We start from the raw sequence: 14,030 nt of genomic DNA, 5'->3' as shown, positions 1-14,030 counted from the left end.
CCTTCGCGAACGGTTCCGGTCCGGGCCGGGGGTGGACGCGGCCGACGTGTGGAGGAGGGCCGCGGAGAAGGCGGCGAGCGGTGCGAGTCCACGACCTCCTTCGGTCGGCGGCAGTCCTGCAGCACCCTTGGAAAGCGCTTGCCAGATCAATCTAGGCAGCCCGCCGTTCGATGTCAACGGTGCCCGGCGCCCGCGCCGGGCACCCGGCTGCCGGCCGCCACCGGGTCACCCGGCAATCGGCATTCCGCAGCACGGCCGCGTCGTTCCCGCGCGTCCCGCCCGTGTACTTCCGGTCGGCCCAGACCCTCCCGATGCCGGTTCCTGTTCGGCACGCCCGGCGGCGTGCTCGGCGGGTGGCCCCGGAGAACGCCCGATCGCCCGCGAACCGGTGGATCCCGGGACTCTCGGAGGAGGGCGGAGACGGCCGGCAACCGATACGATCATGCTCCCGGGGGCAGGGAATTCGGACAGGCGAGTGAGAGGCGGAACGGTGTGCCCGGACAGACCGGAGTAAGCGGCCCGCGGTTCGATCACCAGGATACGGCGGTCGTCGCGGTCCGGGGCGAGATCGATATCGCGACGGCCGACGACATGCGCGACCGGATGCTCGCCGCGGCGGGGGAGGAGCGGCGCACCGCGCTGCTGGTCGCCGACCTCTCCGGGGTCGGATTCTTCGACGCGAGCGGCGTTCGCGCGCTGATGGCGGTGCGCCGGCGCCTCGACGCGCGCGGTGTGCGGATGGCACTGGGCGGGCCGTCCCCCGCCGTTCTCCGCACGCTGGAGGCGTTGGGCCTGGCAGGTTGCTTCACCGTCCTGCCGCAGGCCCAGGTGCCGTTCACCGCCCGTTCGGCGGCCCGGCGCTGACGGCGCCGCGGCCGGAACCGGCCGCGCCGACGCCGGTGAACCGCTCGGCGGCGGGGCGGACCAGGAACCGGCCCAGCAGGCCCGGCACCGACGCGTCCGCGAGCCGCAGGCCCGTACCGAGTGCGACGTCGGGCACGGAGAAGCGCCCCGGCCCCGCCGCGGTGGTCGCGGTCACCGTCGCCAGCCCCGCCCTGCGCTGGAACGGCGAGCGGGAGATGCGCCAGCCGATGATCCCCTCGCGCCGCAGCGCCACCGTCGTGCGCACGAACGCGCCGGTGCGGGTGACCAGGTAGCCCGGCAGCACCGTGTGTCCGAGCCCGCGGTAGGCCGATACCGCCCAGCCGGCCAGCGGCGGCCCGACCGCCAGCGCGCCGGCCGATGCGCCGGCCGCCAGTGCCGTCGCCGTGTCGGCTTCGGCCAGCGCCCGCATGCCGGCGGGCGTCTGCGCCAGGGCCCACTGCGCCGCCGGCGCCAGGCCCGCACCCGCGGCGGCCGCGACCGCCGTGCCCGCCAGGGCGCGGACGACGCGCCGGCGCAGGGCCGCCCGGGGGTGGCTCCGCAGCGGCGCGGCGGCGGGCGACTCGGACTCGCCCACCACCGCGGCGCTGAGCGCGAGTGCGCGCCGGTGCGGCAGATCCGGCGAGAGCGCGTTGCGCGGCACCGGATCGCCGCGCCCGCCTTCGGCGGCCAGTCCCGTCGCCACGGCCCGGACCCGTGCCGCGCCGAACCAGCGCTGGGGCAGCGCCCGGCGCAGTTCGACGCCGCGCAGCCGCCGCTCTTCCAGCGACAGCGAGGTGGTGGTGACCAGGCCGCGCTGCAGCCGCAGGGTGCCGTCGGGCTCGCGGTCCACGCGGTAGCCCCACCACGCCTCGGCCTGCACGGCGGCGGCCGCGGCCGCACCGACCAGCAGTGCCGCGGCGACGCCGGGCAGCAGGAGCAGCGGCCGGTCGAGGACCTGGCCGTATACGGCGGCCACGGCGGCGTCGGCCCGGTCGCGGCCGGCGAGGCTCAGCACGTTGAAGGCGGCGCCGACGGCGGCGGCGCCCAGCGCGGGCGCGGCGGCCGAAACCGGGGCATAGCCCAGCCACACCGGCCGCAGCCGCACCAGCTCGCGCGCGGTTCCCGCGCCGGAGCGGCCGTCGCCGGCGGATCCGGCGGGCGCCTGCGCCGGATCCGCCGGATCCCGCAGCAGCAGTCGTGCGCGCAGCCGCTCGCCCTCGTCGCGCCGGACGGCGCTGAGCCGGATCTGCGCGCCTCCGGAGCCGGCCTGCTCGGCCGTGCCGATACTGAGGGCGCACAGTCCCAGCGGCCGCATCCACAGCGGCACGGCCACGTCGACGCTGCGGATGCGCTCGCGGGGCACCGAGCGGTACGAAACCGCCGCGACGCCGGTGCGGATCTCCAGGCGCCGGCCGGAGATCCGGTAGCGGGTCCGACTCCAGCGCAGCGCCGCGACCGCCGTGGGTAGGGCTGTGCCGGCGGCGGCGCCGAGTACGATCAGCGCCACCCAGAGCCAGGACCCGCCGCCCAGGCGCACGAGGACGGTGCCCGCGGCCGAGCCGGGGACGGCGACCGCGCCCAGCCCCAGCGCCCACGCCCAGACGGTGAGCGGGCTCAGCCGCCGCCAGCCGGAGCCGGAGCCGAAATCGGAATCGGGAGCGGAATCGGGAGCGGAATCGGTGTCGGCTCCCGGAACCGGTGCATGCGCGCTCATGTCGCGTCGCCTTCCGAAACGCGGGCGGCCTCGGTCAGTTCGGCGGCCGCGCGCTCGGCCTGCGCGGCGCCGATGCCGACGATGGAGATGGGCCCGGCGGCCGAGGCGGTGGTGACCACGACGTCGGCGAGTCCGAAGAGCCGCTGCAGCGGGCCGCGGTGGGTGTCCACGGTCTGGATGCGCGACATGGGCGCCACCCGCCATTCCTGCCAGAGCCAGCCGGATGCGGTGTAGACGGCGGTGTCGGCGACCTCCCAGCGGTGCACGCGGAAGCGCCATAGGGGCACCACCGCTGCGGCCGCCAGTCCCGCCGCGCCGGCCGCGGCCGCCGCCCACACCAGGGCGGCGGCCAGCACCGGAGGCGGGTTTCCGGTTGCGGGAACGATCAGGGCGGCGAGCGCCGGAGTGGCCGCGCCGGCGGCGGTCAGCGTCAGAATGCGGGCGCTCCACCAGGCGACGGCGCGGCGCGCGACGCGGTGGCGAGGAGGCCGCAGGACGGGTGCGGACGGGGCGGATCGGGTGAGTGTCATGACCCGGATCCCCTCTCGTGGTCGGGACGATGCGACGTGGAAAGTGATATCACAATGCTATGATGAAGCAATCATCGATCGAAGGAAAGGGGATCCCGCCCCATGACGCCGTCCGAATCCCCCGCACCGGGTGCCGGTATCCGGATGCCCGCGCCCAAGTACCGGGAGCGCCTCGCGCTGCAGCTGCCCGGCCTGCCCGTCGCGGGCGCCTGCCTGCTCGTTCTGCTCGCGGCGGCGGCCGCGATCGTGGCGGGAGCCGACTCCGGGTCGGGGCCGCTGATCGCGGCCGGAGCCGTCCCGGCCGCCGCCGCGGTGGTGGCCGCCGCCGGGCTCACCGTGGTCGCGCCCAACCGGGCCCGCGTCCTGCAGTTCCTGGGCCGCTACGTCGGCACGGTGCACGCGGACGGCTTGCGCTGGGTCAACCCCCTGACCACGCGCCGGCAGGTCTCCACCCGCATCCGCAACCACGAGACGTCGGTGCTGAAGGTCAACGACTCCGGCGGAAGCCCCATCGAGATCGCCGCCGTGGTGGTCTGGCAGGTCGAGGACACCGCGCGGGCGGTCTTCGAGGTCGACGACTTCGTGGAGTTCGTGTCCATCCAGACCGAGACGGCCGTGCGGCACATCGCCAACAACTATCCCTACGACGCCCCGGCCGAACAGGTCATGACCCTGCGCGACAACGCCGAGGAGATCACCGAGCGCCTGTCGGCGGAGATCGCCGAGCGCGTGGAGTCGGCGGGCGTGCGCATCGCCGAGTCGCGCATCACCCACCTGGCCTACGCTCAGGAGATCGCCCAGGCCATGCTGCAGCGCCAGCAGGCCGGCGCCGTCGTCGCCGCACGCCGCCAGATCGTGGAGGGGGCGGTGGGTATGGTCGACGCGGCTCTGGACCGCCTGGCCGAGCGCGAGGTGGTGGAGTTGGACGAGGAGCGCAAGGCGACGATGGTGAGCAACCTGCTCGTGGTGCTGTGCTCGGACCGGCCGGCGAGCCCGGTGGTCAACGCCGGTTCCCTCTACCAGTAGCCGAGACCTGGAGCACCGTGGCTGAGCGCAAGAAGATCCTGCTGCGGCTGGATCCGGCCGTGCACGACGCGCTTGCCCGCTGGGCCGGCGACGAGCTGCGCAGCACCAACGCCCAGATCGAGTTCCTGCTGCGCCGCGCGCTGGCCGACGCGGGCCGGCTGCCCGGCGACACCGCGGGCATTCCCCGCCGCGGCCGACCGCGCAAGCGGATCCGCGACGACGGCGGCGGGCAGGACGGCGACGGCGCGTCCGGAGACGGCCCGGACGGCACCGGCCCGGACGGCACCGCCTGACCGGCCCGGCCCCGCCGGCCGCGTCGCCGCACCGTGCCGAGGCGGAGGCCGGCCGGTACGGGCGGTGGGGCGTCGCGGTGGCGCAGGAGGGGCTGGGCGAGCCCGGCGTGCCGGGCCGTCAGGGCACGCCCGCCGGGCCCTCCTCGTCCGCGCTCCAGCCGTACTCGCGCTTCAGGTGCTTCTTGAGCAGCTTGCCCGCGGCGTTGCGCGGCAGCTCCCCGGTCACCACGTGCACGCGGGAGGGGATCTTGAACCCCGCGAGGTGCGGTTCGAGGAACTCCGCCAGCTCCTGGCCGGTCAGCTCGCGACCGGGGAGCAGGCGCACCACCGCACCCACCTCCTCGCCCATGACCTCGTCGGGGATCCCGACCACCGCCACCTCTGCCACCGCGGGGTGCTCGTGGACGGCGGCCTCCACCTCGGCGCAGTAGACGTTCTCGCCGCCGCGGATGATCATGTCGGTAACGCGGTCGACGATGTAGAGGAATCCCTCGTCGTCCAGCCGCCCCAGATCGCCGGTCCGCAGCCAGCCGCCGCTGAAAGCGGCCGCCGTCGCCTGGGGGCGCTGCCAGTAGCCGTGCACCACGCCCGGGCCCCGGATCCAGACCTCGCCGATCTCGCCCGGCGGCAGCTCCTGCTCGGCGGCGTCGAAGATCGCGATGTCGACCGTGGCCACCGGCAGCCCGGCGCTGTCGGGCCGCAGCAGGTAGTCGCTGCCGCCGTTGGTGGTCGCCGTCGCCGAGCATTCGGTGAGCCCGTATCCCTGCCCCAGCAGCATCTCGTGCATGCTGCGGCGGGTGCGCGAGACCAGCGCGGGCGCGGCCGGCGCGCCGCCCGAGGCCAGCATCATCAGGCTGGAGAGGTCGTAGTCGCCCAGCCGGGGCGAAGCGGTCATCTGCGCGATCATCGACGGCACCGCGGTGATCGCGCTGACCCGCTCGCGCTCGACCAGCCGCATCGCCTCCTCGGGGTCCCACTTGTACATCAGCACCAGCGTCCCGCCGTTGGCGAGCGTGGGCAGCATGACCGTCTGCGCGCCGGTGGCGTGGAACAGCGGCAGGACGCACAGCACGACCGAGGGGCCCATTCCGTCGACGTAGGCCTGGACCTCCTCCATCTCCAGCCCGAGCCGCATCAGCGAGCGGAACCGCGAGTAGGAGCCGGAGACGATGTTGGTGGCCAGGTTGCGGTGCGAGCCCACCGCCGCCTTGGGACGGCCGGTGGTGCCCGAGGTGTAGAACAGCGTGCACGGATCGTCGGGGGCGGGCTCGGCCTCGGGCAGGCGCTGGTCGCAGGCGACCGTGCCCAGCACGGCGTCCCAGGAGCGTGCGCCCTCGGGCAGCTCCTCGGTGCGCACCCCGATCAGCGGCAGCTCCAGCCGTTCCAGTGCTCCGCCCAGCCGCTCGATGCGCTCCCGGTCGGCCACCAGCACCGCGGCCCCGCTGTCGGTGAGGCCGAATTCGAGCTCCGGCCCGCTCCACCAGGAGTTGAGGGGAACGGCGATCGCACCGATGGCGGTCGCGGCGAAGTAGGCGATCACCCATTCCGGATAGTTGCGCATCGCGATCGCCACCCGGTCGCCCTTGGCCACGCCGTAGTCGTCGATCAGGCGGCGCGCCAGGGCGGCGGTGCTCCGGTAGAACGCGGAATGGGTGAGGCGCTCGTCACCGTAGACCAGCGCCGTCGCCTCACCGTGCTCCAGGCTCGACTCGATGACGGCGCGCATATGCGGCGGCGCGTGCTTCCACACGCGGGTGGCGACGCCGCCGACCTCGGCCGTTTCCATCTCGAAGGGGCCGCCGCTGACCAGCAGCTGCGCGGTAACCGCCGCGAGCGAGCGCGTCGGGCGGGCGATCTCGGGTTCGGACGACTGCTCTTCCACGGGAACTCCCCACGGTCGGCTGCGGCGGATCCTCGGAAAAACGGGAGCAGGCGGGAGCGCGGAGCGGGCGGCACGCGCACGGGCCCGCCCCGTGCGGCGGACGGCCCTGCTCAGTCGAACCGGATCAGCGAACGCCCGCCGCGGCCGTCGCGCATCCGCTGGAAGGCCTCGGGCAGCTCGTCGAGGCCGACTTCGTCGGTGACCATCGTCGCCAGGTCCAGGCCGCCGCCGCGGACGTGGTCGGCGACCAGAGGGACGTCGCGGTCGGGGTCGCAGGAGCCGTAGAAGCACCCGCGCAGGGTGCGCGCCTGGTGGAAGATCTCCAGAGCGCTGAAGGAGACGCTGTCGCCGAGGGCGCCGGCGCCCACCACCGTCACCCCGCCGCCGCGCCGGCTGATGTCCCAGGCCGCGCGGATGGTCGTACTGGAGCCCACGACCTCGAAGGCGTGGTCGACGCCGCGTCCGCCGGTCAGTGCGCGCACCTCGCCGGCGAGCTCGGATCCGGCCTGCACGAAGTGGGTGGCGCCCAGGGCGAGGGCGAGGTCGCGCTTGCCGGGGGAGGCGTCGACGGCGATGACGGGGTCGGCTCCGGCGAGGGCGGCGGCCTGCAGCGCAGCGAGGCCCACGCCTCCCAGGCCGATCACGGCCGCCGACTGGCCCGCGCGCACGCCGGCGGTGTTGGTGACCGCGCCCCAGCCGGTCAGCACGGCGCAGCCCAGCAGGGCCGCGGTCGCGGCGTCGACGCCCTCGGGCATGGGAACCACACCGTTGACCGGGACGACCGTGGCCTCGGCGAAGGCCGCTGTGCCCAGCCCCGGATAGACCGCGGTGCCGTCGGCGCGCTTGCCGTAGGCCTGCTGGGCTGCGTCCATCCCGTGCTCGCACAGGTAGGGCTCGCCGTTGTCGCAGTACCAGCATGCGCGGCAGGGCGGTGTCCAGTTGAGGACGACGGAGGCGCCGGGCTCCAGCCCGGTGACGCCGGGGCCGACGGCCTCCACGGTGCCGGCGCCTTCGTGGCCGAGTACGGCGGGCAGCTTCTGCGGCAGGACGCCCTGGGCCAGCGACAGATCGGAGTGGCACACGCCCGCTGCGGCCAGCCGCACCCGCACCTGCCCCGGTCCGGGCTCGTTGAGGGTGATGCGCTCGATCTTCGGCGGCTCGTCGACCCCGGCGACGACGGCGGCACTGACGGTGGTGCTCATGTGGGGCCCTTCATGTGATCCCGGTTACTTCGAAGTACCGCGACCTTATAAGACCGACTAGTCGGTTTACTAGTGGGGTAAGGACCGCCCGGACGGTGCCGGGGACGCTCGGATCGCCCGTCGGAGGGCGGATTCCGGTCGCCCGGTCCCGCGGCGGCGGGACCGGTCCGCTCGATAGGGTCGGGGCGTGGCCACCAAACAGCAGCGCCTGCCGCGCGAAGTGCGCGAGCGCCAGATGATCGACGCCGCGGTGCGGGTCTTCTCCCGCTCCGGCTACCACACGGCCAGCGTCGAGGAGATCGCCGAGGCGGCGGGCATCTCCAAACCGATGGTCTACATCTACCTGGGATCCAAGGAGCGGCTGTTCACCGCCTGCATCCACCGCGAGGCCGACCGCGTGGTCGAGGCGGTGCGTGCAGCGGTGCACGCCGACGAGCCCCCGGAACTGGGGCTGTGGTCGGGCCTGCGGGTGTTCTTCCGCTTCGTCGCCGACAACCGGGACAGCTGGGCGGTGCTCTACCAGCACGCCCGTACCCAGGGCGAGCCCTTCGCCCAGGAGGTCAGCGAGGCCCGCCGCCGCGTCATCGAGGAGATCACCCGCATGGTCGTGGCCGGCACCCGACTGGGCGGCGGCGAGCGCATCGTCACCGAGCGCGACGCCGAGATCCTCGCCCGCATCGCCATCGGCGCGGCCGACTCGCTCAGCGATTGGCTGCTGGAGCACCCCGAAGAGAGCCCCGACGGCCTGATCGACCGCGTCACCAATCTGGCCCTGGTCGGGGTGGATCGCTACACCACCGGCGATATCCAGCCCTCCTGACGCCTCCGCCTGCGGGGGCGCGGCCCCGCCAGGCCGGACGGGCGTCGACGCAACCCGGCGTGCGAAGCCGAATCGGCGGACACCCGGGATCTGCAGCGGGCTTTTCGGGACCACTCGGGGTTCCCGCTGCACAAAGCGCTACGCCTGTTCGCGTATCGGTTGCCGCCCGCGCACGCGGGGACAAGGATTGAGGGGTCCTGGATCCGTCGGCTCAGCGGGGGCGCGATAGTGCAGCCGCATCTGGACACCGCAGTGCCTGCCGGTGTCGACCCGAGGGACTACGCGCGGCTGCTGCGCCGTGTGCACGACGCGGTCCTGGCCGGCGACAGCCCGCCCGCCCGGCCCCGCCCGGTCATCGCCGATTCCTGGGAGCGGATGCGCCGGTCCCGCATCGACCCCGACGACGCCCGCCCCGCCCCGGTGCTGGCCCGCGACGATCTGCAGACCCTCCGCGGCGCCTCGCCGCTGGCCGACCTGCTGCCCATGCTGCGCGACGCGCTGATGCCCGTCGCCGAGGACGCCTCCCACGTCATGGTCGTCACCGACGACAGGGGCCGCCTGCTCTGGCGCGACGGCCCGGTGCGGATGCGGCGCATGGCCGACGCCATGGGGCTGGTCGAGGGCTCGCACTGGAGCGAGGAGGCCGCGGGCACCAACGCCGTGGGGACCTCGCTGGCCGTGGACCGCCCGCTTCAGGTCTACTCCGCCGAGCACTACGCCCGCGGGCTGCACCAGGCCACCTGCTCCAGCGCGCCCGTACACGACCCGCGCGACGGGCGCGCTCTGGGCGCCGTCAACCTGACCGGCCCCGCCCGTACCGTGCACCCGGCCACCCTGGCTCTGGTCAGTGTCGTCGCCCAGCACGCCGAATCGCAGCTGCGCGGCCGCCACCACGCCCACCTGGAGCGGCTGCGCGCGGTCTCCGCGCCGCTGCTGTCGGGCATCGGCGAAAAGGCCCTGGTGGTCGACTCCGACGGCTGGACGGCGACGGCGGTCCACATGGACCCGCCGCGCCGCGTCCTGCTGCCCCGCCGCCTCCAGGGCGGGGGGAGCCGGCTGCCGGGGCTGGGGGAGTGCGCCGTGGAACCCCTCCCGGGCGGGTGGCTGCTGCGGCCCGGTGCCGGTGCGGAGCCGTCGCCCACCGAAGTGGTACTGGATCTCGCCGACGCCGCGGCGCCCCAGGTGACCGTCTCCGGCCACAGCGGGACGTGGACACACCGGCCCACCCTGCGCCACTGCGAGCTGCTGTTCCTGCTGTCGCGCCGTCCTCAGGGCTGCAGCGCCGCCGAGCTCGCCGGCGAGCTGTTCGGCGACGCCGAGCGGCTGGTGACCGTGCGCGCGGAGATGTCGCGCCTGCGCCGCCGCCTCGGCGGCGTGGTGGAGAGCCGCCCCTACCGGTTCGGCGACGGCCTGCGGGTGCGCGTGCGCGCCCCCGAGCACGCGGCCGAACTGCTGCCGGCCTCGCGTGCGCCCGGGATCCGGCGCGCCCGGGGCGAGGCGGCCCGCGGCGCCGCCGCGCCGGGCACGCCGCTGCCGGGCTGAGGCGCCCGCGGCGGCTCGGTGCGTCGTCCCCGGGCCGGCTCCCCGGCCCGCGGGTGCTTCGAAACACTGGAAACACCGTGCGTAGTTAAAATGCAACCCCGTGCAACCTTTGCTTGTGCCTGGGGTGATGCGGTCGAGTCGGATGTGCAGCGGCGCGGGGCCGCGACGACCACGTCCGCCCGTACCCGGTGCCTTGAGGGGGGTAGCGGGTCGATCACGCGGGCGGACCTTCGAAGGCGGCGGCCTGCGGCGGGTGGGGGGAGCCCGCCCGGGTCGCCGCCGCAGGTCCGGAGACCGCCGGCGGGCAACGAACCGGTCAGGATCGGGTAAGTGCGGTCGCATCGGCCCGCGTGGGCGGGAAGGCTCCGTCCTGCGGCGCGGTGCTTCCGCAGGGGAGGGCGCGGGGCGGACCGGCGGCGGGCCAGCATACACTGGGCCGGGATCGGCCGAACCGGGTGCCGCGGCGGGCGGACAGGACACGTGTCGCGGGACCGCGGTATGCGGATCAGGCGAACCGGCGGCGCCGCCGAAGCGTCCCACCGGCCACAGGCAGCACCATCGTCCCAGGCAGCGGAGGTGGATCGTGCAGGATCCCCGAGAACCCCACCGGCAGCCCTCGGTCCAGGGCTCGCGCATCGACCCTTATGTCGACAGCTACGCAGCCCGGACGCGGGGCATGGTGGCCTCGGAGGTCCGCGCGCTGTTCGCCGTGGCCTCCCGTCCCGAGGTCGTCTCGCTGGCGGGCGGCATGCCCAACGTCAGCGCGCTCCCCCTGGACGACATCGGCCGCATCGTCCAGCAGGTCGTCGCCGAGCAGGGCGCCACCGCGCTGCAGTACGGCTCCGCCCAGGGCGACCCCGTACTGCGCGAGCACATCTGCGAGGTCATGGCCGAGGAGGACATCGACGCCGCCGCCGACGACGTCATCGTCACCGTCGGCTCCCAGCAGGCGCTCGACCTGGTCACCCGCGTCTTCGTCGACCCCGGCGACGTGGTGCTGTGCGAAGCGCCCACCTACGTCACCGCCGTCAACACCTTCGCCGCGTTCCAGGCCGACATCCGCCACGTCGCCATGGACGGAGACGGGGTCGTGCCCGAGGCGCTGGAGGAGGCGCTGCAGCGCCTGACCGCCGAGGGCCGCCGGGCCAAGTTCTTCTACACGATCCCCAACTTCCAGAACCCCGCCGGGGTCACCCTGGCGGCCGAACGCCGCACTCGCGTCCTGGAGATCTGCCAGCGCTACGGCCTGCTGGTGCTGGAGGACAATCCCTACGGCCTGCTGCGCTACGACGGCGAGCCCGTGGCGCCGCTGCGCGCCCAGGCGCCCGACAGCGTCATCTACCTCGGCTCCTTCTCCAAGACGCTCTCGCCGGGCTTCCGCATCGGCTGGGCACTGGCTCCGCCGGCGGTGCGCGCCAAGCTGGTGCTGGCCGCGGAATCGGCCATGCTCAGCCACTCCACCTTCAACCAGATGGTCGTGCGCCGCTACCTCGCCGACCACGCATGGCGCGAGCAGATCAAGGACTTCAACGAGATGTACCGGGAGCGCCGCGACGCCATGCTCGGTGCCCTCGACACGCTCATGCCCGCCGGGACCGAGTGGACCCGGCCCGACGGCGGGTTCTTCGTCTGGCTGACCCTGCCCGAAGGGCTCGACGCCAAGGCCATGATGCCGCGTGCGGTCAACGAACGCGTGGCCTACGTCCCCGGAACCGGCTTCTACGCCACCGACGAGGGCCGCCGCAGCATGCGGCTGTCGTTCTGCTACCCCACCGGCGAGCAGATCCGGGAAGGGGTCCGCCGGCTCGTCGGCGTGATCGAGGGCGAGACCGAGCTGCGTGATACCTTCGGCGACACGTCGCCCCCGGCCGGAGCGGGCGACGGATCCCCCTTCCCCGACCTGCCCTGACGACCAGCGGAGCGGGCCGGTGACACCCACAGCAGCACAGCAGGAAGGCAGGACCGTGGCCGATCTGGAGCGGGTGCTCGTACTGGCGGGCGGCATGTCGCCCGAGCACGAGGTCAGCGTGCGCTCGGGGCGGCGCGTGGCCGAATCGCTGCGTCGCCTGGGCGTGGAGGCCCACATCGCCGACATCGATGCGGCTCTGCTGGAGCGGCTGCGGACCGACCCGCCGCAGGCGGTCTTCCCGGTCCTGCACGGCGCCTCCGGCGAAGACGGCGCCACCGCGGAGATCCTGCAGCTGAGCGGTGTGCCCTACGTCGGCGCGCCGCCCGCCGCATGCCGGACCGCCTTCGCCAAACCCGCCGCCAAAGCGCTGGTGGCCCAGCACGGTGTTCCGGTGCCGCGCGGGGTGACGCTGCCCAAGTCGGCGTTCCACGACCTGGGCGCCCCGGCGCTGCTGGAGCGGGTGGTGGACCGGCTGGGGCTGCCCCTGTTCGTCAAGCCCGACCAGGGCGGCTCGGCCTTCGGGGCCACCTCGGTCGACTCCGCCGAGGAGCTGTCGGCGGCGATGGTCAGCTGCTTCGCCTACGGCGACAAGGCGGTCATCGAAGAGCGGATCGACGGCACCGAGGTCGCTGTGGGCGTGGTCGACCTCGGCGACGGCCCCGTCGACCTGCCTGCGGTGGAGATCGTGCCCGACGGCGGCGTCTACGACTACGCCGCCCGCTACACCCCCGGCCGCACCGAGTTCTTCAGCCCCGCGCGCCTGTCGGAGGAGGCCGCCCGCGCCGCGGCCGACGCCGCGCTGACCGCGCACCGTGTGCTCGGGTTGCGCGACTACTCGCGCACCGACCTCATCGTCGACGCCGCGGGCCGCGTGCGGTTCCTGGAAGTCAACGTCGCTCCCGGGCTCACCGAGACCTCGACGTTCCCGCTGGCGGCCGAAGCCGCCGAACTCGATTTCGCCCGCGTCTGCCGCGACCTGGCGTTCAACGCCTGGACCCGCGGCAGCGCCGGCTGACTCTTGCAGACCCGGCACGACCCCGGCACGACCCCGGCACGGACCCGCCGCGCCCCTGCGGGCGCGGCGGGGCACCGCGGCGGATACGGCGATGCCGCACCCGCCGCGGCGGCGGTCCCGCGCCCGGGACCGGTCAGAGGGAGACCCGCTCGTCGAGGTCGTCGTCACCGCCGCCGGACCTGTCCGCCGCCTCCGGTCCGTCGGCGCCCTGGTCGGCCCGGGCGTCGCGGCGGGACTTGAGCAGGCTCAGCACCGTGGTGGCGCCCAGTGTCACGACGATCACCACCAGCGAAACCATGGTGGGGATCTCGGGAACGTGCAGGTCGGTGGTCTCGTGCAGGGCGTGCAGGACCAGCTTGACTCCGATGAAGCCGAGGATCGCCGCCAGGCCGTAGCTGAGGTAGACCAGCTTGTTCAGCAAGCCGCCGATGAGGAAGTAGAGCTGGCGCAGGCCCATCAGCGCGAAGGCGTTGGCGGTGAAGACGAGGTAGGGCTCCTGGGTGATGCCGAAGATGGCGGGGATGGAGTCCAGCGCGAAGAGGATGTCGGTCATGCCGACGGCGATCATCACCATCAGCATGGGGGTCACCATGCGCGTGCCGTTCACGCGCGTGAGCAGCTTGTGGCCGTCGTAGGTGTCGGACGTGGGCAGGATCCGCCGGACCGCTTTCAGGGCCGCGTTCTCCTCGTACTCGTCGTCCTCGCCGCCGCCGGAGACCAGCTTCCAGGCGGTGTAGAGCAGGAAGGCGCCGAAGAGGTAGAAGACGCCGGCGAAGGTGTTGACGGCCGCGGCGCCGGCGGCGATGAACAGCCCGCGGAACAGCAGCGCGAGGGCGATGCCCACCAGCAGGACGCGTTGGCGGTGCTCCCGGGGGACGGCGAAAGAGCCGAGGATGAGGATGAACACGAACAGGTTGTCCATGCTCATCGAGTATTCGACGATCCATCCGGTGAAGAAGTCCACGGCCTGGCCGTCGGTGAACGCCGACAGGCCGATCCCGAACAGGACCGCGAGCGAAACGTAGACCGAGACCCAGACGGCGGCTTCGCGCATCGACGGCTCATGGGGGCGGCGGGTGATGATGGCGAAGTCGAGCGCGATCACGCCGAGCAGGACGGCGATGGTCGCTGCCCAGACCCAAGGTGCGATATCCAAGCGAGTTCTCCAGCGGTTGCGATGGCGCGGGGCAGCCGGTCCCGGGCGCCGCACGCGCCCGGGACCGGTTTACTACA

The 14,030-nt window shown here is 73.9% G+C and carries 12 protein-coding genes; 7 read left to right on the top strand and 5 right to left on the bottom strand.

The genetic code is table 11. The features are described 5' to 3' along the window. The first annotated feature begins 492 nt into the window (after positions 1-492). Positions 493-864 carry an STAS domain-containing protein gene (locus tag HNR25_RS26705; protein WP_184632458.1) on the top strand — a complete coding sequence of 124 codons (372 nt, stop codon included), beginning with the start codon at positions 493-495 and terminating at the stop codon, positions 862-864. Here the strand turns inward: HNR25_RS26705 and HNR25_RS00600 are convergent. Together HNR25_RS00600 and HNR25_RS00595 are read right to left on the bottom strand one after the other, a co-directional pair. Next, complete coding sequence (locus HNR25_RS00600) at positions 836-2,578, bottom strand: PH domain-containing protein (RefSeq protein WP_184632456.1); 1,743 nt, start codon at positions 2,576-2,578, stop codon at positions 836-838. The genes HNR25_RS26705 and HNR25_RS00600 overlap by 29 nt on opposite strands. Continuing rightward, positions 2,575-3,108 carry a PH domain-containing protein gene (locus tag HNR25_RS00595; protein WP_184632454.1) on the bottom strand — a complete coding sequence of 178 codons (534 nt, stop codon included), beginning with the start codon at positions 3,106-3,108 and terminating at the stop codon, positions 2,575-2,577. The genes HNR25_RS00600 and HNR25_RS00595 overlap by 4 nt, the downstream gene beginning before the upstream one ends. 102 nt (positions 3,109-3,210) lie before the next feature. Here HNR25_RS00595 and HNR25_RS00590 point away from each other — a divergent pair, with 102 nt between their 5' ends. Both HNR25_RS00590 and HNR25_RS00585 read left to right on the top strand, forming a co-directional pair. Beyond that, on the top strand, positions 3,211-4,134 hold the full coding sequence (locus HNR25_RS00590) for an SPFH domain-containing protein (protein ID WP_184632452.1): 924 nt from the start codon (positions 3,211-3,213) through the stop codon (positions 4,132-4,134). A 17-nt stretch (positions 4,135-4,151) separates the two neighbouring features. Beyond that, complete coding sequence (locus HNR25_RS00585) at positions 4,152-4,427, top strand: type II toxin-antitoxin system antitoxin (RefSeq protein WP_184632450.1); 276 nt, start codon at positions 4,152-4,154, stop codon at positions 4,425-4,427. A gap of 118 nt (positions 4,428-4,545) precedes the next feature. Here HNR25_RS00585 and HNR25_RS00580 read toward each other — a convergent pair whose 3' ends face one another. Together HNR25_RS00580 and HNR25_RS00575 are read right to left on the bottom strand one after the other, a co-directional pair. Continuing rightward, positions 4,546-6,309 carry a class I adenylate-forming enzyme family protein gene (locus tag HNR25_RS00580; RefSeq protein ID WP_312862279.1) on the bottom strand — a complete coding sequence of 588 codons (1,764 nt, stop codon included), beginning with the start codon at positions 6,307-6,309 and terminating at the stop codon, positions 4,546-4,548. A gap of 110 nt (positions 6,310-6,419) precedes the next feature. After that, entirely contained in the window at positions 6,420-7,511 is a 1,092-nt protein-coding gene (locus tag HNR25_RS00575; protein ID WP_184632448.1) for a zinc-binding dehydrogenase, read from the bottom strand. Between the two features lie 187 nt (positions 7,512-7,698). Here HNR25_RS00575 and HNR25_RS00570 point away from each other — a divergent pair, with 187 nt between their 5' ends. From HNR25_RS00570 to HNR25_RS00555, 4 genes are all read left to right on the top strand, one after another. After that, positions 7,699-8,331, top strand: coding sequence for a TetR/AcrR family transcriptional regulator (locus HNR25_RS00570; RefSeq protein ID WP_184632446.1), 633 nt, complete (start codon positions 7,699-7,701; stop codon positions 8,329-8,331). A 252-nt stretch (positions 8,332-8,583) separates the two neighbouring features. Then, the gene (locus HNR25_RS00565) at positions 8,584-9,873 is read left to right on the top strand and encodes a GAF domain-containing protein (protein WP_312862278.1); all 1,290 of its coding nucleotides are present in this window, start codon (positions 8,584-8,586) and stop codon (positions 9,871-9,873) included. 676 nt (positions 9,874-10,549) lie between these two features. Further along, positions 10,550-11,782: an aminotransferase-like domain-containing protein gene (locus HNR25_RS00560; protein ID WP_184638634.1), complete on the top strand. Its 1,233-nt coding sequence runs from the start codon at positions 10,550-10,552 to the stop codon at positions 11,780-11,782. Positions 11,783-11,837: 55 nt separating this feature from the next. Next, positions 11,838-12,797 carry a D-alanine--D-alanine ligase family protein gene (locus HNR25_RS00555; protein WP_184638632.1) on the top strand — a complete coding sequence of 320 codons (960 nt, stop codon included), beginning with the start codon at positions 11,838-11,840 and terminating at the stop codon, positions 12,795-12,797. A gap of 133 nt (positions 12,798-12,930) precedes the next feature. On the opposite strand, the gene HNR25_RS00550 is transcribed toward HNR25_RS00555, so the two are convergent. Next, positions 12,931-13,953, bottom strand: coding sequence for a TerC family protein (locus tag HNR25_RS00550; protein ID WP_184632444.1), 1,023 nt, complete (start codon positions 13,951-13,953; stop codon positions 12,931-12,933). Between the last annotated feature and the right edge of the window lie 77 nt (positions 13,954-14,030).

The organism is Streptomonospora salina (assembly GCF_014204715.1).
GTDB lineage: Bacteria > Actinomycetota > Actinomycetes > Streptosporangiales > Streptosporangiaceae > Streptomonospora > Streptomonospora salina.
This window is presented reverse-complemented; position numbering and strand designations above follow the sequence as displayed.